The following is a 17,776-nucleotide window of genomic DNA, read 5'->3' as shown; positions in this document are numbered from 1 at the left end:
TTAATGTTCTCCTATTATTTTTATATTAATCATAGTGAGCATTACAAATATAATCATTTGTATAGTTCCATCAAACACATCAAAATATATATGAAGTGGTATTGGTACTACTAATTGTGCAAACCAACTTACTCCTCCTAATGCTTTATATATAAGTTCCATTATTACAACTGCAGCAGTCATATTACCAAATAATCTAAGACTTAAAGATATCGGCAACATAATTCTTTCAATAATATTTAGTGGTAACATAAACAAATACGGCTTTCCATATGCTGTGAAATAATGGATTAATCCTACTTTCTTTATTGCATATGCCTGTACCACGAAAAATGATATTGCTGCTATGCCCAAATTTATGCTATATTCCGATGTAGGTGGCACAAGTCCAATTAGTCCAACCAAGTTCATCAATAATAGATATATAATCATAGTTCCTATAAAAGGAACAAAATTCATATAATCTTCTCCCATATTTTCCTTAACTAATTTGGTTACAGTTTCCACAAATATCTCCAATATACTTTGCTTTTTATCTGGAATGTTTTTAAGGTTTCTTGTAAAAATAAAAGATAAAACTCCAACTATTATTATTATTGCCCATTGAATCAATATACTAGAAGTAACTTTAAAATTTAGTCCTAAAAAATTTAATACAAATATTGGTTCTGCAGTTTCCACTGTATCCCCCCTCTTCTTTTAATTTCTGATAGTTAAAGAGTATATTATAATAGCTAAAAAATGTAAGCTATATCCTATTAAAAAAGGTATAATGCTAACTTCATTGTAATTATAAAGTAACATAGCTATTACACATACAAACACTATCCTAATAAGTGAGCTAATAGGCATATATACTTTATGTCCATGACTTTTACTAGATACAATATAGTTTGTAAAAACACTATTTAAAACAAAATTAACGGCAGCTACCATAATCCCAAGTAATATATATATATACCAATTATGAAATAGTGAATATGTTATTATAAACATTATTCCTAATATTAAAAAATCATAAAATAATACTTTTTTCAACATTATTATAAGTTCTTCTACCAAATTTGCTCACTCCAGTGACTTATTAGTTATAATATATATTATATATTCGACATTTTTTTATACAAATTTCAAAAATCTTTAAATTTCTTTCTTTATTACTATTTTCCTTTATTTAATCAAATTTATACCTTGTTTTTTTTACATAGCTTTCTATATCTTGCTTTATTATTAATATAAATTGAACATAATATTACGTTATTCAATTTATTAATTATTTAACTATCATTAACATGTTCCTCAATTTCCATATAGCACTATTAATTATTAAGTAATATTCCTCTATCTTTGTTTTCCTCCTATTATTATCATCTCATAATCTATTCTTAATTTTCAGAAAATTGAACGTATTTCTATTGCATTATTGCAATTTAGTGTGATATTTATTTGTTAACAAATTATTAATTTAAATAATTATTAGAAATACAAGCTAATTATCGTATATATTCTAAAGAAATACTTTATAATCACGATAAAGTAGGTTAACTATTATTTAAAACTCACTATGATTGTATTTTATATTTTTTATTGCATTCTACTATATAAACATAGTATCTATTAAAACAAAATAATATTTAAATACAAATAAAAAAAATCAGGAGATAAATCTCCTGATTCTTATAAAATTATTTATAATTATCTTTCAACGATAATAGCTGTTCCCATTCCGCCACCTATACAAAGTGTAGCTAAACCTTTTTTAGCATCTCTCTTTTCCATTTCATAAAGAAGAGTTGTTAATATTCTAGCTCCTGAAGCTCCTATTGGGTGTCCTAAAGCTATAGCTCCACCATTTACGTTAACTTTTGACATATCAAAGTTAAGGTCTTTAGCAACTGCTAAACTCTGAGCTGCGAAAGCTTCGTTTGCTTCGATTAAGTCTAAGTCTTCTACATTTAAGTTAACTTTTTCTAAAGCAACTTTTGTTGCATGGAATGGTCCATATCCCATTATAGCTGGATCTAATCCTGCTGATCCATAGGAAACTATTTTAGCTAATGGCTTTATTCCTAATTCTTTAGCTTTTTCAGCACTCATTATAACTAATGCAGCAGCACCATCATTGATACCTGAAGCATTACCAGCTGTAACTGTTCCGTCTTTCTTAAATGCTGGTTTTAATTTAGCTAATGCTTCCTTAGTTGTTCCAAATCTTGGGAACTCATCTGTATCAACTACTTTTGGATCTCCCTTTCTCTGAGGAATAACAACTGGAACTATTTCATCCTTAAATCTTCCTGATTTTACAGCTGCTTCAGCTTTATTCTGAGAATCTGCTGAAAATTCATCCTGCATTTCTCTTGTTAAGCCCCATTTTTCAGCTATGTTTTCTGCAGTTATTCCCATGTGGTACTGATTGAATGCATCCCATAAACCATCGTTTATCATTTCATCAACCATTTGGCCATTTCCCATTCTCTGTCCCCATCTAGCATTATTTAATACATATGGAGCTCTTGACATGTTTTCCATACCACCAGCTATTATTACATCAGCATCTCCAGCTTTTATCATCTGACATGCTAAACTTACAGCTCTTAATCCTGATCCACAAACTTTATTTATTGTAAATGCTGGAACTTCTTCTGGAAGACCTGCTTTTATAACTGCCTGTCTTGCTGGATTTTGTCCAAGTCCTGCTTGAAGAACATTACCCATTATAACTTCCTGTACATCTTCTGGCTTTAATCCAGCTCTTTTTACAGCTTCCTTTATAACAGTAGCACCTAATTCAACTGCTGGAACATCCTTCAATGCTCCACCGAATGAACCAACGGCAGTTCTAACTGCACTTGCAATAACAACTTCTTTCATTAATAACCCTCCTAAATATTCAATGTTTTTACATTTATAATCTACAATTCACAAATTTTTCTGTCAACAATTTAATTATAACCATATTTTTATTTTTTATCAATAGATTTTGTTAAAAAAAACACAATGTTTACATTAATTTAAATTCCTCAGGCCTTTCTTCTATAAAACCATAATAAAATAATATAGCATCTACTATTCTACTTGAAGCACCGCCATCCCCATAAGGATTTATAGCTCTCTTCATATTTTCATATTCTTCTGGATCATTTATTAATAGATCAGCCTCTTTTAAAATGTGATTTACATTAGTTCCAACAAGTTTTACCGTACCTGCATTTACTGCTTCTGGTCTTTCCGTCACATCTCTTAATACAAGAACAGGTTTTCCAAGATGTGGTGCCTCTTCTTGTAGCCCTCCTGAATCTGTCATTACCATGAAACATTTATTCATTAAATTATGAGTTTCCTTAGTATCTAGGGGAGAAAGAAGATGTACTCTTTCTTCATTTCCTAAATGTTTATATACTACATCCTTAACTATAGGATTTAAATGAACCAGATATACTAATTCCACATCCTTATTATTTTGCACTATATTTTTTAAAGCTATACATATGTTTTTTATACCTTCGCCCCAGTTTTCTCTTCTATGAGCAGTTACCATAATAACTTTTTTATTTTTATAATCTATAGAATTTAACTCTTCATTTTCAAATCTATAATCATCATCTACAGTAAATTTCATAGCATCTATTACTGTATTACCAGTTATAAATATGCCTTCTTCACTTATTCCTTCTTTTAATAAATTTGTTTTTGATCCCATTGTTGGAGCAAAATGCAGGTCCGCAATAGCTCCTGTAAGTTTCCTATTCATTTCTTCAGGAAATGGAAAGTGTTTATTGTGAGTTCTTAATCCAGCTTCAACATGACCTACCTTTATCTTTTGATAAAATGCTGCTAAAGCTCCAGCAAATGTTGTAGTAGTATCTCCGTGCACTAGTATTAAATTAGGCTTTTCTTTTTCAAAAACTTCCTTTAGTCCTTCTAGTACCTTTGTTGTTATTCCTGTAAGGCTTTGCTTATTCTTCATTATATTTAAATCAAAGTCAGGAGTAATATTAAAAAGATTTAATACCTGATCTAACATTTCTCTATGCTGGGCTGTTACACAAACTTTATTATCTATTTCTTTCCTACCTTCCAATTCCTTTACCAATGGAGCCATTTTAATAGCCTCAGGTCTCGTACCAAAAATAGTAATAATTTTAATCTTTTCCATCGATTTACCTCCAAAATTCATAGTCAATATCCGCTATTCTCTATGTTTAAAAAAGCCACACTTCCAAGCTGCTAATACTAAAATTATCATTATCACAGCTAACAAGAAGTAAGAACTTTGACTGCTTATCTGCATAGCTAATATAGCAAAACTACCCAAGATAGCACTTATTAGATACATTATTATAACAGCTTGCCTTTGTGTTAATCCCATATCTAATAACCTATGATGTAAATGCCCTCTATCGGCTCCCATTATAGGTTTACCATTGATTTTCCTCCTTATCATTGCAAAAAGTGTATCATATATAGGCAACCCTAATGCTAAAATAGGTACTGATATAGCAAAAGCTGCTGCAGATTTTATAGCTCCTTCTATAGATATGGAAGCTAGTAAAAATCCCAAAAGTTGTGCTCCTACATCCCCCATAAATATAGATGCAGGATTAAAGTTATATGGTAAAAATCCTAATATAGATCCACTTAAGGCACAAGTTAAAAAAGCTGCTTCAAATCTAGTATCTATTTTAAACACAGCAATTATAAGCAGAGTAAGACAAGATATTAGTGCTACTCCTGCAGCAAGCCCATCTAATCCATCAATTAAATTAATCGCATTTGTTATTCCTACTACCCAAAGTATAGTTAAAGGCTCGGAAAACCATCCTATATCTATCCAAGATGCTTCACCTGGAAAAGGATTAGTTAATAGTGATATCTTAACTCCAAAAAATATTAAACTAATGGCTGCTAATATTTGAAAGATCAATTTTACTATAGGTCTTAATTCATACTTGTCATCAAGAAATCCTCCTATAGTAATTATGGTTGCACCTATTATTATTCCTTTCTCTGAGCCTGTTAAGGGGCCTTTTTTTAATAATACAGTAGTTATAAAGGATATATATATTGCCAATCCTCCTAATAAGGGTATTGGTTTTTTATGTACCCTTCTTTCATCCTTAGGAACATCTATTACATTCACCTTTATTGCAAACCTTTTTACTAAAGGTGTTAATAAAAAAGAAAATACTGTTGAAAATAGTGCCACAAAAATCAACTTATCCATACTTTATCTCTCCATTAATAAGATCCATCTCCAATAAGTGAATCATCATTTTCTATCCATTCTATTACTGGAATAACCCTATATTCTTTTTTTGTATCTCTTATAACAACCTTATCTATACCTGCGTTAATAATAAGCCTTTTACAAAGTGCACAGGGGGATGCATTATTAACTAACTCTCCTGTACTTTGTTCTTTTCCTACTAAATACATAGTAGATCCTATCATATCCTGTCTTCTTGCAGATATTATAGCATTTTGTTCTGCATGAACTGACCTACACAACTCGTATCTAGTGCCTCTTGGTACATTTAATTCCTCTCTTCTGCAATACCCCATATCAGAACAATTTTTTCTTCCTCTTGGAGCTCCTGTATACCCAGTAGCCATTATCTCATCATTTTTTACAATTATTGCTGCAAAATTTCTTCTCAAACAAGTTCCCCTTTCAAGAACTGTTTCGCATATATCTAAATAATAGTTATTTTTATCTATTCTCTCCATAGTTCCTCCAACAACTTATAAAAAGTACGCTTCACTTTTTTCATACTACGTACTATTCTATACTAAAAATCCAATAATTAAAAGTACAAGAGCTAAAAATTAAAAGTCGGCCTTAAGCCGACTTTTATCTATTTAGTACCAAACAATCTATCTCCAGCATCTCCAAGACCTGGCACTATATAACCATTTTCATCTAATTTTTCATCAATTGAACCTACATATATATCTACATCAGGGTGAGCATCCATCACCGCCTGAATTCCTTCAGGAGCTGATATTAAGCACATAAGTCTTATATTCTTTGCTCCTCTTTTCTTTAATAATGTAATAGCATCTGCTGCTGAACCACCAGTTGCAAGCATTGGGTCTGTGACAATAACATCCCTTTCTCCTATATCTTGTGGAAGCTTACAGAAATATTCTACTGGCTTTAAAGTTTTTTCATCTCTGTATAAGCCTATATGTCCAACTTTAGCAGCAGGTATTAACTTTAACATACCATCTACCATACCAAGTCCTGCTCTTAATATAGGAACTATAGCAACTTTCTTACCAGCTAACATCTTACACTTAGTGGTACATATTGGAGTCTGAATTTCTACTTCGTGAAGTTGAAGATCTCTAGTTACTTCATATGCCATAAGCATTGCAACTTCTTCTACTAATTCTCTGAAATCTTTTGAACCTGTATTTTTATCTCTTATCAATGCTAACTTATGTAATATTAATGGATGTGCTATTTGTGTTACTTTACTCATATTATTTCCCCCTAAAATTATTTATTATATTTCTTTTCTATAGCTGAAATTTTATCTACTCTTTTCTGATGTCTTCCACCTTCATATTTGGCTGATAGGAATGCATCTACTATATCTAAAGCTAGCCCTACACCTACTATTCTCTGTCCTAAGGCTAATATATTGGCATCATTATGTTCTCTACACGCATGAGCACTAAAAGTATCTCCACAAAGAGCAGCTCTTATTCCTGGAACCTTATTTGCAGCAATACTAATACCTATACCTGTACCACATACTAATATACCAAAATCAAATTTTTTTCCTGCTACTTCCTCTGCTACCTGAATAGCATAGTCTGGATAATCACATGAATCCTCTGTAAGGGTACCAAAATCCTCAATTTCTATACCTTTACCTTCTAAATGTTTTATTACTTCTTTTTTTAATGGTAATCCTGCATGGTCACTCCCTAATGCAATTCTCAAAACAATACACCTCCATAATAATTATACTTTATTCTAGTTTACCCACAAAAAAAGAAGATAGGAGTATCTTAACGAATACTTTTATCTTCTTTTAATTTATTTAATAGTAATAAAATACCATCTTTTAACTGTTTGAAAGTATTTTCATAAACGATAACTGTATCGCCATAAGGATCCAAAACGTCTCCTTTGATGCCGACATACTCATTTAATGAAAAAATTTTATTACCAAATTCGGGGAATTTACCTACTAATGATTCTTTTATATTATATGTCATAGTAAGAATTAAATCATTTTCAACTAACAATTCTTTTGTCAATTGAACAGCATATCTTTCACTTATATCTATATTTAAATTTTTCTTTACTACTAAAGCTGAATTTAAAGATGTTTTACTATTAGGGAAAATAGCTATTCCTGCTGAAGATACCATAACTGAATCTTCTTCTTTTACACTATTAAAAATAGCTTCTGCCATGCAACTTCTACATGTATTTCCTGTGCAAACAAATAATATCTTCATAGCTACCTCCAAAATAACTTTAACAACTATCAGTTAAACATTTTAACTTACAAGAGTTTATATGTCAACTATAAATTTTAGAAAAATGCTATGCTTTTATAATATCAAAACCTGCAGATTTTTTTAATCTATTCATAATAGCTATACCTATACCCTCTTCCTCAAAAGATTCAGAAAGTATAATATCCACTTTTTTATCATCAAAGCTTCTTAAAGTTCCAAATAAATTTTGAGCAATTGTATTTAAATTTTTTCTACTTCCTAATGATATAATTACTGCATTTTTATAATAATTAGCTGTTTCATCTGTGGCCATTACACCAACTATCTTGTTTTCGCTAACACACTCTTTTATTATTTCGTTAATTTTTTCTACTGTTTTATTTAATTCTCCCTGAACAATTTTAACTGGAGCTTTTGGGGCATAATGCCTATATTTCATTCCTGGAGCCTTAGGTTTAAAATCCTTATCTGGTTTCTTCATTATAGCTGGATCTATATATATTTTATCATCTACTTCTCTAAACATTTCTAAAGTAATACCACCTGGCCTTAAAACACATGGAGGATATATTGTGCAATCTATTACTGTTGATTCCACTCCTACATCGCATTTTTCTCCTCCTATAATGTAGTCTACCTTCCCCATTAAATCCTCCATACATCTTTCTAAATCTGTAGGGCTTGGTCTTCCAGATATGTTTGCCGATGGAGCTGCTATGGGTACTTCTGAAACTCTAATTAATTCTCTAGCAATTAAGTTTGAAGGCATTCTAATACCTACACTATCAAGCCCTGCGCTAGTTTCCTCTGGTATCAAATCAGATTTAGGTAATATTATAGTCATTGGTCCTGGCCAAAATTTTCCCATCAATTTGCATGCTATCTCGGGTATTTCCTTAACTAAAGGTTTTATTGACTCTATATCACATACATGAACTATCAACGGATTGTCCTGAGGCCTTCCCTTAGCTTCAAATATCTTTTTTACCGCTTCTGCATTTAAAGCATTTGCTCCTAATCCATATACAGTTTCTGTAGGAAAGACTACAAGTCCACCTTCCCTAAGTATTTTTCCACACTCTATTAATGATCCTTTATCTAAATTATGTTCATCCATCTTCACAACTTTTGTATTCAAAATTACATCTCCTTTTAAATATCATAGATAAATATAATCTACAATAATCTTATCAAAATTAATCCAAAAATCACCCCAGATAATACGCCAATAGTGCTGGCAACTCCATCCCATAATTTTGATGATTCTGGAATCATTTCACCACAAACAACATAAAGCATTATACCTGAAGCAAAAGATAAACTTATTCCCAAAGCATCTGTAGATACTTTCCCAATATAAGCTCCTATAAAAGTTCCTATAACAGTAGGAACCGCCGTAGCTATCGTATATGTCAGTATCTTTAACGCTTTTACCCTTGATGCCATTAAAGGTGCAGCTACAGCTATTCCCTCTGGAATATCATGTATAGCAATTAAAAGGCTCATTTTTATTCCTAAACTTCCGCCTGTCGCAAAGCCGCACCCCATAATTATACCTTCTGGAAAATTATGAATCATCAATCCAATGGCAGTTATAAGAGCCATCTTAATATGTTTATCTACTTTGTTCATTTGTAAATAATTATCCACAAGAGTTACTAAAACAATCCCCATTATGCAACATATAATTGTGTTAGTAACCCCCCAGTCTTGTAATGATTCTGGTATCAAATCAAACACCACTATGGATAGCATAAGTCCACCTGAAAAACCAATTAAAGTTCCAAGAGTCCTCCTTGAAGGATTCTTCACCATTACTCCCACTATCCCACCTAAAGTAGTACCTGAAAGGGAAATAATACTTCCCAATATAATCATTAGAATTAAATTATTCAATTTATCACCTTTTTTAAATTTACTCTCTATAGATAATATTTAAGGTAATAAATAAATATTCTTATTTCTGAGATAAACCCTTCCTATATTCTTTTATTTTATCAATAGCATCATCTGTAAATGTAGCATAAACGCAGCTTCTATATATAGTATCTAATAATTCATACTTATACAACTTTCCTTTTTTTATTATTGTAAATGCATATTTTTTTTCCGGATTAAGTTTCTTTATCTTTTGATAATGGAACGCTATATAAGGATGATTCTTTAAGAGTTTTTCATTTATAGGAATCATTCTTCTACTTCTAAATCTAGATGTAGCAATTAGAATTATTATAAAATCTCTTTCTTTATCTGTCTTTCTTATTATATTTTCCACATGGACAAAAGCCACCTTATTACATACTATATTAATTTTATCTCTTCTAATGCCTGATGAAACTTTTATCCTATAATTATCATAAGTAAATTTTAAGTTATCATTATTTATCTTCGCTAAAACTGCTAATATAACTAACAATTGTATAATAACTAAATACAATATATAGAACCATGTAATCCTTCCAGTAATGGTTAAAATTATAGGTAATGCAAAAAAAATAAAGCTCATTATCAGCATAAATCTTTTATAAGATTTTTTTTGCTTTCTAATGGCTTTATTCACATCCATAGTTTACCTCTTTTCCCACAAAACCTTTATTTAATTACTTCCTAAATTTTTCATTTTTTCTGCCTGTTCAGCAGTAATCAATGCATTAAGCACTTCATCTATATCTCCATCAAGAAATGCCTCTAATCTATATATAGTTAATCCTATTCTATGGTCAGTAACTCTTCCCTGTGGATAATTATAGGTTCTTATTCTTTCACTTCTGTCTCCAGTACCCACCTGACTCTTTCTATCTTCCGCTATATTAGCACTTCTTTCAGCTTGAAGTATATCATAATATCTTGACTTTAATACTTTCATAGCCTTTTCTTTATTTTTTAACTGAGATTTTTCATCTTGACAGCTAACTACAAGTCCTGTAGGCAAGTGAGTTATTCTTACTGCCGAGTCTGTAGTATTAACGCACTGTCCACCGTGACCTGAAGCCCTAAATACATCTATTCTTAAATCATTTGGGTTTATATCAACATCAACATCTTCAACCTCTGGCAAAACTGCTACAGTAGCTGTAGATGTATGAATTCTTCCACTTGATTCTGTATCTGGAACTCTTTGCACTCTATGAACTCCACTTTCGTATTTTAGCTTACTATAAGCTGAATCTCCTTTAACCATAAATACTACTTCTTTGAATCCACCAATATCTGTTTCATTTGAACTTACAGGTTCTATTTTCCAACCATGTCTTTCTGCATATCTAGTATACATTCTGAAAAGATTTGCTGCAAATAGAGCTGCTTCTTCTCCTCCAGCTCCCCCTCTTATTTCAATAAATACGTTCTTATCATCATTAGGATCTTTTGGCAAAAGTAAAATTCTTAATTCTTGTAGTAAAATTCCTTCTCTTTCGTTTAATTCTTTTATTTCTTCCTGAACCATCTCTTTTAATTCCCTATCTAGATCTTCTCTAAGCATTTCCTTATCAGCTTCTATATCTTCTTGTACCTTTTTATATTCTCTATACTTTATAACTACGCTTTCTAAATCTGCATGCTCTTTACATAATTTCTGCCATTCTTTTTGATTTGTCATAACTGTTGGGTCACTTATTTTTATTGACAACTCTTCATACTTATTTTCTATAAAATTAAGTCTTTCTAACATATTTTTCTCACTCCGTAAATATATTTTAACAACTATAAATTATATCATATTCATTTAATATAAAGCAATGTAAATAATTTTTCAACTTATTATTTATAATCCATATCGACCTTTTACTACCCTATCCAAACCTGCAAGATCTTTTATACATTCTATATTATAAAAATCATTATTCTTTAGTAGGGTCATTACTTCCTCTCCTTGATCATAACCTATTTCAAAAGCTATACTACCATTCTTATTAAGCAAAAGCTTGCTTTCCTCTATAATTTTTCTATAAAAATTCAATCCATCTTCTCCACCACTTAAAGCAACATGCGGTTCATAATTTTTCACATCATCCATAAGGGTTTCTATTATATTTTCCTTTATATAAGGTGGATTAGATATTATCATATCATATTTTCTACAATTCTCTATGGCATATTTCAACAGATCACTTTTATACACCTTTACCCTTTCTTCTAACTTATGAAATAAAATATTCTTTTTTGTAACTTCTAAAGGTGTATCCATAATATCAAAACAATCTACTAATGTGTCTTCTGTAAGCTTTCCAACGGATATCCCTATTATTCCACTTCCGCAACAAACGTCACATATATGTTTATAATTATTCTCCTCTATATCTTTTAAAGAATACTGAACCAAAATCTCTGTATCCGGTCTTGGAATTAAAACTCCTTCTTTCACATTAAAATTCAACCCCATAAACTCACATTCTCCAAGTATATACTTTATAGGCATTTTATTTTTTCTAAGGTTAACTAACTTAAAATATTCTTCTGCTTCTTCTTTTTCTACCTTAAAATCCCTATTTAACATAATAAACAACTTATCTTTTTTTAAGATCTTAGATAATAGTAACTGACAATCTAATTTATAACTTTCTATTCCCACTTCTTTTAGTATTTGAAATCCACTAATTAGTAGCTTCCCTATATTTAAATTTATTAATTGATTCATAAAACATCATACCTCATTTATATCTTTCTCATCATCAATTCCTTCCGCTACCTTTAAAGCTTTTATTGCAACCTCTAGTTGGCTAAAATCAGGTTCCCTAGTAGTAAGCTTTTGAAGGGCCAGTCCTGGTGAAGCCATAATCTTTGATATATTACTATTACTTGTACCCATCCATTTTATTAATTCATAAGTAATTCCTGATACCACTGGAAGCAATAATATTCTATATAGCATTCTTTCTAAAAGAGAATTCCAACCCGTTAAAGAAAATAATAATATACTTACTATCATAACAAGAAATAAAAAATTTGTACCACACCTTGGATGAAATCTACAATATTTCTGTGCATTTTCTGGAGTTAACTCTTCTTCATTTTCATAACAAAATATGGTTTTGTGTTCTGCGCCATGATATTGAAATACTCTATTTATATCTTCCATTTTGCCAATTAAGAAAATATATATTAAAAATATACCTACTCTTATTATTCCTTCTATTATATTCAATATTACAGTATTTTCTATATAATTTTTTTTAAATAAATTAGCAAATATATTTGGTAATGCTACAAACAAAAGAATAGAAATTGCTAAAGATATTATTAATGTGATACCAGTTAATATTCTTTCCCCTTTATCCTTAAAAGTATCTTGAAACCATTTATCAAACTTTGACTCTTCTTTCTCATCATCTTCAAAAAAAGATGCTGAATAGTTCAATGTATTTATACCTATTACTAATGATTCTATTAATGAAACAAATCCTCTAATTATAGGAATCCCTAAAAATTTATTTCTCTTAGAATATGGTAAAAACCCTTCACTGTTTACTACAATTTCTCCATCGGTTTTTCTAACTGCTGTAGCAATACCTTTGCTTCCCCTCATCATTACGCCTTCAATTACAGCTTGACCCCCAACTGAACATTTTTTTTTCATTTATTTCACCCCATTTTTAGGAACTATATGGCACTTTCTACATCTTGCCTCGTAAGACTCTTTTGCTCCAACTAAAACTATAGGATCATCATAACTTGCTGGTTTACCATTTATAAGCCTTTGTGTTCTAGTCGCTGGATTTCCACAAATCATACATATAGCCTGAATTTTATCAACAAATTCAGCAATAGCCATAAGCTCATTCATATATCCAAAAGGCTCTCCTCTAAAATCCATATCTAATCCTGCACATATTACTCTTTTATCTTTGTCCGCTATGTAATTCACTACTTTTACTATATCTTCACCAAAGAATTGAGCTTCATCTATGGCTACAACTTGCACATCTTCTTCTATCAACTCTAATATTTGCCTAGCATTTTTAACTGGTATAGCTCCCTCTTTATCTCCACAATGAGATACTACATCTTCTTTGCTATATCTATCGTCAATTTCTGGTTTAAACACCTGAACTTTTTGCTTAGCAATTTTCGCCCTTCTGATTCTTCTTATAAGTTCCTCAGATTTTCCACTATACATAGGTCCAGCTATAACTTCTATCCAACCGTGATTTTTTGGTCCGTACATTCTAAAATTCCTCCTCACTATTTATAAACAAATATATTTTATCAAACATAAACCATATATTAAAGAGTATACATAAAATTTATTGACTAATAGATAAAGCCTATGTTATAATTTAGTAGTTAAAAATTCCGATAAGGGATTTAGAATTCGAAAGAGGTGAAAAAGATGAGAGAAGGCATACATCCAGAATACCACCATGATGCGGTAGTTAAGTGTGCATGTGGAAACACTTTTACAACTGGTTCTACACATAAAGAACTAAAAGTTGAAATATGCTCTAAGTGCCACCCATTCTATACAGGAAAACAGAAGATAATTGATGTTGGCGGAAGAGTTGAAAGATTTATGAAGAAGTTCAACTTAAGTAATGAAGAATAGAATTTAGTTCTTTAAATAAAAGTAAACCCGAATATTAAAAATATTCGGGTTTACTTTTATTTTGTTATCACCCTTCTTATTAAATCATATTTATCATTATCACTTATAATAAAACCATCTACAGATGAATTAATTCCATGAAAATCATTAAATTCTTCAAAAGCCTTCTTCAATTTTTCTACCATTTCTTTATTTAAACTTGGACTTACAGCTATAGCATCTTTAGGTATATCGTTAGTTTTCTCTATTATAATTAAATCCTCTATATTCAAGTTAGACTTTTTAGCACTATCCATAGCCTCGCTATACGTTGCTCCTGCATCTATTTCTCCTGATAAAACTGCTTTTATTACATTATCATGACTTCCCATAAAGGATACCTGCTTAAACATAGTATTAGGATTTTCGCCTTTATTCTTTAATATTTCTCTGGCATATAAATACCCCGAGGCACTCTTTTCATCTACATATCCAAAATGTTTGCCTCTTAAATCTTTAACACTTTTTATGCCACTATCTTTCTTAGATATTATATATCCGTTATAAGATGTCTTACCATTTACTTTCGGGGTTACTAAAGGAATTACGCCAAACTTTTCATGAGCACTTACATAAGCAAAAGGCGAGAACCACCCTACATCTATTACGCCATCTTTTATTCCTTTTCCTAAAGCATCATAATCCTTTGCTATAATAACCTTAGCTTTACATCCAATTTTATTGCAAACTCTTTCTAGTATTGGAGCATATGATCCTTTAATATTTTCAGGAGAAGTAAACGGATTTACACCAAAAATAATTTCATTATCTTTTTTTAACTTAGCAGCGGTATATTGAATTTTATCCCCTATATCACTTAACTTTGTGCAAAAATCAAGTATATCCTTATTTTTCTTATCCTGTAATTCTATTGCCTCCAATCCATCTACTGTTACAATATAAGTTTTTTCTACCGAAGAAGCTATAGATCTAATCGCCTCTCCTATGCCATTAGAAGTATTCATTTGTTCCGTAGAAAAATCCTTTAAATTTCCTATAGATGTTTTAATATTATCAACTGTTGATTGGATATCAGTTACCAACTGAAAAGACTGTTCTACAATATTATGGGCTCCCTTTATCTTATTCAAACATTTATTCATAGAAATATTAGAACCATTTACGTCTGTTATAATTTCTTTTACTATAGTTTCTATTTGTAATACAGCCTTTTCCGTTTCTTCAGATAATTTTCTTATTTCATTAGCTACTACAGAAAATCCTTTTCCCATTTCCCCTGCTCTAGCAGCTTCAATGGAAGCATTAAGGGCTAATAAATTTGTTTGGCTTGATATTTGTTTAATATTCCCTACGAAATTACTTATTTTTTTTGAAGACTCCTCAAATCTACCATTTACATTAGATAAATTCTCTATATCATCATTTAAATATACTAAATAATTTCCAATACTCTCAATAGTACTTTTATTATTATTTAACATAGAAAAAGATGTTATTGAATTTTCTTCAATATTTATAATAATATTATTAAGCTTTTCACTCATACTTACTAGTTCATCTATAGCTGCATCTATTTCTTGGATGTTTGAAGCATTTTGTTCACTATATTCTTGAACATTTCTAGATATATTAATTATTTGAGATAACATATTCATACTGTCTTTATATAACCATAGTAATTGTTGCACATCGAATCCTAAAGTTTCTGAAAAAGAAAGCATTTCTTCATACTGGTTATTCATCCTCAATTCTTTCTCATTGTTAACATTATCTTCTTTATTATGGGTTTGTCCTTTCCCTTGAAAACTAAAAACAAAGAAAATCACAGCTACAGTAAATAAAGTTGAAATAAGGAAAATAATCATTCTATTATTTATGAAAAAATATAACAGCGCATTTATAAGTGTAATTCCTATAGAGATGGTAAAAAAACTTTTTATACTATGCAATTTAATCCCCCTCAATCCCCTCATAATAATATGTTCAAATGAATATACTTACATTACTTACATTAATTTCAACATAACATCATGATACCATATTTTGTAACAACCATCAATGTAAATTACCATAGAAAAAAATAAAATGAGCAGTGTTTATCTGCTCATTTTTTATCTATTATTTTTATCCTTACCAAAATCCAACTTACTTATTAAACCTACAAACTCTTCATTATCTTTAGTTTTAAATAACATATTTATTAGCTGTTCCGTTATATTTTGAGTATTATTTTCATCATATAATACTTTTCTTATGTTAAATGCAGCTTCATATTCTTTAGCGGAAAGTAATAAATCTTCTTTTCTTGTACCTGATTTATATATATCTATAGCTGGGAATATTCTTCTTTCCTGAAGTTTTCTATCTAAATGAACTTCCATATTTCCAGTTCCCTTGAATTCTTCAAATATCATATCATCCATTCTACTTCCAGTCTCCACAAGAGCTGTGGCAAGTATAGTTAAACTTCCGCCTTCTTCTATATTTCTAGCAGCTCCAAAGAATTTTTTAGGCATAATTAAAGCTCCTGGATCTAATCCACCTGATAAAGTTCTTCCTGTAGGAGTTATAGTTAAATTATACGCTCTTGAAAGCCTAGTTATACTGTCTAATAATATAACTACATCCTGTCCCTGTTCAACCATTCTTTTAGCTCTTTCCAAAACCATATAAGCAACCTTTGTATGATGATCTGGTTCTTCATCAAAAGTTGAATATATTACTTCACCATTTATTGATCTTTGCATATCTGTAACTTCTTCAGGTCTTTCATCTATAAGTAAAACTATTAATTTTGCTTCTGGATGATTTCTAGAAATGCTTTGAGCTATCTTTTTTAGAAGGGTAGTTTTTCCCGCCTTGGGTGGCGCAACTATAATTCCTCTTTGCCCCTTTCCTATAGGGCATATAATATCCATTAATCTGCTAGATAAATCAGAACCACTAGTCTCTAATTTTATTCTTTCATTTGGATAAATAGGTATTAATTTTTCAAAAGGTTTCCTTCCTACCGCTCTTTCAGGATTTTCTCCATTAACCCTTTCCACATAAAGTAAGGCTTTAAATTTTTCACCTTCTTTTGGCGTTCTAACCTTACCTTCTACTTCATCACCTGTCTTTAAGTTGAATCTTCTTATTTGAGATGGTGAAACATATATATCATCTGGACCTGTTAAATAATTTCTACCTCTTAAGAAGCCGTAATTATTATTTTCAATTATCTCAAGTACTCCCTTTGCAGTATCTGATTCATTAATCATTTCTATAAGTTTTTCTCTTTTTTCTTCTACATTTCCTTTATCGTTTTCCCCTATTGCTTCTTTTTCCACTTTAACATCCTCTGCTGCTTTCTTTTCTTCATTGTTCCATGATTCTTTCTTTTTTGGTTCTATGTACTTATTTCGCTCTTTATTTTCTAGCATTTCTTCACCTTTAGATGTAGCTTTAGGACTTATCTTTTCTCTTAAAATAACTCCATTTTTTTCAACAGAACTAGGTGATACTCTTTTAATTTCTTCTATTAATTCAGCTTTTTTATATTTTGATATACCCTTTACCCCTAACTGCTTAGCTAATTCCTTAAGCTCCATCACGGTCATACTCTCCAAATCATTATTAGCCAAAAAATAACACCTCCTATATTTAATTATAAAATATAATTTATATAAATAACCTTTGGGGAATTATCAAAAGATAACACTTGAAATGATGTATTACGTATAACATTATAACCCATTTTAATATTTTAATCCA

At 30.4% G+C, this 17,776-nt stretch carries 19 protein-coding genes; 1 reads left to right on the top strand and 18 read right to left on the bottom strand.

The features are described 5' to 3' along the window. The 16 genes from T514_RS0104360 to T514_RS0104285 all read right to left on the bottom strand — a co-directional run bounded on the left by T514_RS0104360 (position 1) and on the right by T514_RS0104285 (position 13,645). Positions 1-681, bottom strand: coding sequence for a F0F1 ATP synthase subunit A (locus tag T514_RS0104360; protein ID WP_027623674.1), 681 nt, complete (start codon positions 679-681; stop codon positions 1-3). Between the two features lie 18 nt (positions 682-699). Next, positions 700-1,062 carry an ATP synthase subunit I gene (locus T514_RS0104355; protein ID WP_027623673.1) on the bottom strand — a complete coding sequence of 121 codons (363 nt, stop codon included), beginning with the start codon at positions 1,060-1,062 and terminating at the stop codon, positions 700-702. A gap of 633 nt (positions 1,063-1,695) precedes the next feature. After that, positions 1,696-2,874, bottom strand: a complete 1,179-nt coding sequence (locus T514_RS0104350; RefSeq protein ID WP_027623672.1) for an acetyl-CoA C-acetyltransferase — start codon at positions 2,872-2,874, stop codon at positions 1,696-1,698. A 130-nt stretch (positions 2,875-3,004) separates the two neighbouring features. Beyond that, positions 3,005-4,159, bottom strand: coding sequence for a non-hydrolyzing UDP-N-acetylglucosamine 2-epimerase (gene wecB / locus T514_RS0104345; RefSeq protein ID WP_027623671.1), 1,155 nt, complete (start codon positions 4,157-4,159; stop codon positions 3,005-3,007). Between the two features lie 33 nt (positions 4,160-4,192). After that, on the bottom strand, positions 4,193-5,227 hold the full coding sequence (locus T514_RS0104340) for a glycosyltransferase family 4 protein (protein ID WP_027623670.1): 1,035 nt from the start codon (positions 5,225-5,227) through the stop codon (positions 4,193-4,195). 14 nt (positions 5,228-5,241) lie between these two features. Then, entirely contained in the window at positions 5,242-5,730 is a 489-nt protein-coding gene (locus T514_RS0104335) for a deoxycytidylate deaminase (protein WP_027623669.1), read from the bottom strand. 128 nt (positions 5,731-5,858) lie between these two features. Further along, positions 5,859-6,488, bottom strand: a complete 630-nt coding sequence (gene upp, locus T514_RS0104330) for a uracil phosphoribosyltransferase (protein ID WP_027623668.1) — start codon at positions 6,486-6,488, stop codon at positions 5,859-5,861. Positions 6,489-6,505: 17 nt separating this feature from the next. Beyond that, positions 6,506-6,955, bottom strand: a complete 450-nt coding sequence (gene rpiB / locus T514_RS0104325) for a ribose 5-phosphate isomerase B (protein ID WP_027623667.1) — start codon at positions 6,953-6,955, stop codon at positions 6,506-6,508. 68 nt (positions 6,956-7,023) lie between these two features. Beyond that, on the bottom strand, positions 7,024-7,479 hold the full coding sequence (locus T514_RS0104320) for a low molecular weight protein arginine phosphatase (protein WP_027623666.1): 456 nt from the start codon (positions 7,477-7,479) through the stop codon (positions 7,024-7,026). 88 nt (positions 7,480-7,567) lie between these two features. Continuing rightward, complete coding sequence (locus T514_RS0104315) at positions 7,568-8,620, bottom strand: L-threonylcarbamoyladenylate synthase (RefSeq protein ID WP_027623665.1); 1,053 nt, start codon at positions 8,618-8,620, stop codon at positions 7,568-7,570. Positions 8,621-8,658: 38 nt separating this feature from the next. Beyond that, positions 8,659-9,360, bottom strand: coding sequence for a ZIP family metal transporter (locus tag T514_RS0104310; protein ID WP_034868204.1), 702 nt, complete (start codon positions 9,358-9,360; stop codon positions 8,659-8,661). 79 nt (positions 9,361-9,439) lie between these two features. Further along, positions 9,440-10,048: a hypothetical protein gene (locus T514_RS0104305; protein WP_027623663.1), complete on the bottom strand. Its 609-nt coding sequence runs from the start codon at positions 10,046-10,048 to the stop codon at positions 9,440-9,442. Between the two features lie 30 nt (positions 10,049-10,078). Then, positions 10,079-11,152, bottom strand: a complete 1,074-nt coding sequence (gene prfA, locus T514_RS0104300) for a peptide chain release factor 1 (RefSeq protein WP_027623662.1) — start codon at positions 11,150-11,152, stop codon at positions 10,079-10,081. Between the two features lie 93 nt (positions 11,153-11,245). Beyond that, positions 11,246-12,118, bottom strand: coding sequence for a peptide chain release factor N(5)-glutamine methyltransferase (gene prmC / locus T514_RS0104295; RefSeq protein ID WP_027623661.1), 873 nt, complete (start codon positions 12,116-12,118; stop codon positions 11,246-11,248). A 6-nt stretch (positions 12,119-12,124) separates the two neighbouring features. Next, complete coding sequence (locus T514_RS0104290) at positions 12,125-13,057, bottom strand: DUF1385 domain-containing protein (protein ID WP_027623660.1); 933 nt, start codon at positions 13,055-13,057, stop codon at positions 12,125-12,127. Further along, positions 13,058-13,645 (bottom strand): thymidine kinase, encoded by a 588-nt coding sequence (locus tag T514_RS0104285; protein ID WP_027623659.1) that lies wholly within the window; start codon positions 13,643-13,645, stop codon positions 13,058-13,060. Between the two features lie 165 nt (positions 13,646-13,810). Here T514_RS0104285 and rpmE point away from each other — a divergent pair, with 165 nt between their 5' ends. After that, positions 13,811-14,023: a 50S ribosomal protein L31 gene (rpmE, locus tag T514_RS0104280; protein ID WP_027623658.1), complete on the top strand. Its 213-nt coding sequence runs from the start codon at positions 13,811-13,813 to the stop codon at positions 14,021-14,023. 56 nt (positions 14,024-14,079) lie between these two features. Here the strand turns inward: rpmE and phnD are convergent, their stop codons facing one another. Both phnD and rho read right to left on the bottom strand, forming a co-directional pair. Then, positions 14,080-15,972 (bottom strand): phosphate/phosphite/phosphonate ABC transporter substrate-binding protein, encoded by a 1,893-nt coding sequence (gene phnD / locus T514_RS0104275; RefSeq protein WP_242850551.1) that lies wholly within the window; start codon positions 15,970-15,972, stop codon positions 14,080-14,082. A 162-nt stretch (positions 15,973-16,134) separates the two neighbouring features. Then, on the bottom strand, positions 16,135-17,646 hold the full coding sequence (rho, locus tag T514_RS0104270; RefSeq protein WP_027623656.1) for a transcription termination factor Rho: 1,512 nt from the start codon (positions 17,644-17,646) through the stop codon (positions 16,135-16,137). Between the last annotated feature and the right edge of the window lie 130 nt (positions 17,647-17,776).

The organism is Clostridium lundense DSM 17049 (genome assembly GCF_000619945.1).
GTDB classification, from domain to species: Bacteria; Bacillota; Clostridia; order Clostridiales; family Clostridiaceae; genus Clostridium_AO; species Clostridium_AO lundense.
This window is presented reverse-complemented; position numbering and strand designations above follow the sequence as displayed.

Excerpts from the sequence above, each read along its gene's own strand:
- T514_RS0104350 (WP_027623672.1), bottom strand. The coding sequence starts at position 2,874 with ATGAAAGAAGTTGTTATTGCAAGTGCAGTTAGAACTGCCGTTGGTTCA.
- wecB (WP_027623671.1), bottom strand. The coding sequence starts at position 4,159 with ATGGAAAAGATTAAAATTATTACTATTTTTGGTACGAGACCTGAGGCT.
- T514_RS0104340 (WP_027623670.1), bottom strand. The coding sequence starts at position 5,227 with ATGGATAAGTTGATTTTTGTGGCACTATTTTCAACAGTATTTTCTTTT.
- T514_RS0104335 (WP_027623669.1), bottom strand. The coding sequence starts at position 5,730 with ATGGAGAGAATAGATAAAAATAACTATTATTTAGATATATGCGAAACA.
- upp (WP_027623668.1), bottom strand. The coding sequence starts at position 6,488 with ATGAGTAAAGTAACACAAATAGCACATCCATTAATATTACATAAGTTA.
- T514_RS0104320 (WP_027623666.1), bottom strand. The coding sequence starts at position 7,479 with ATGAAGATATTATTTGTTTGCACAGGAAATACATGTAGAAGTTGCATG.
- T514_RS0104310 (WP_034868204.1), bottom strand. The coding sequence starts at position 9,360 with ATGATTATATTGGGAAGTATTATTTCCCTTTCAGGTACTACTTTAGGT.
- T514_RS0104305 (WP_027623663.1), bottom strand. The coding sequence starts at position 10,048 with ATGGATGTGAATAAAGCCATTAGAAAGCAAAAAAAATCTTATAAAAGA.
- prfA (WP_027623662.1), bottom strand. The coding sequence starts at position 11,152 with ATGTTAGAAAGACTTAATTTTATAGAAAATAAGTATGAAGAGTTGTCA.
- prmC (WP_027623661.1), bottom strand. The coding sequence starts at position 12,118 with ATGAATCAATTAATAAATTTAAATATAGGGAAGCTACTAATTAGTGGA.
- T514_RS0104290 (WP_027623660.1), bottom strand. The coding sequence starts at position 13,057 with ATGAAAAAAAAATGTTCAGTTGGGGGTCAAGCTGTAATTGAAGGCGTA.
- T514_RS0104285 (WP_027623659.1), bottom strand. The coding sequence starts at position 13,645 with ATGTACGGACCAAAAAATCACGGTTGGATAGAAGTTATAGCTGGACCT.
- rpmE (WP_027623658.1), top strand. The coding sequence starts at position 13,811 with ATGAGAGAAGGCATACATCCAGAATACCACCATGATGCGGTAGTTAAG.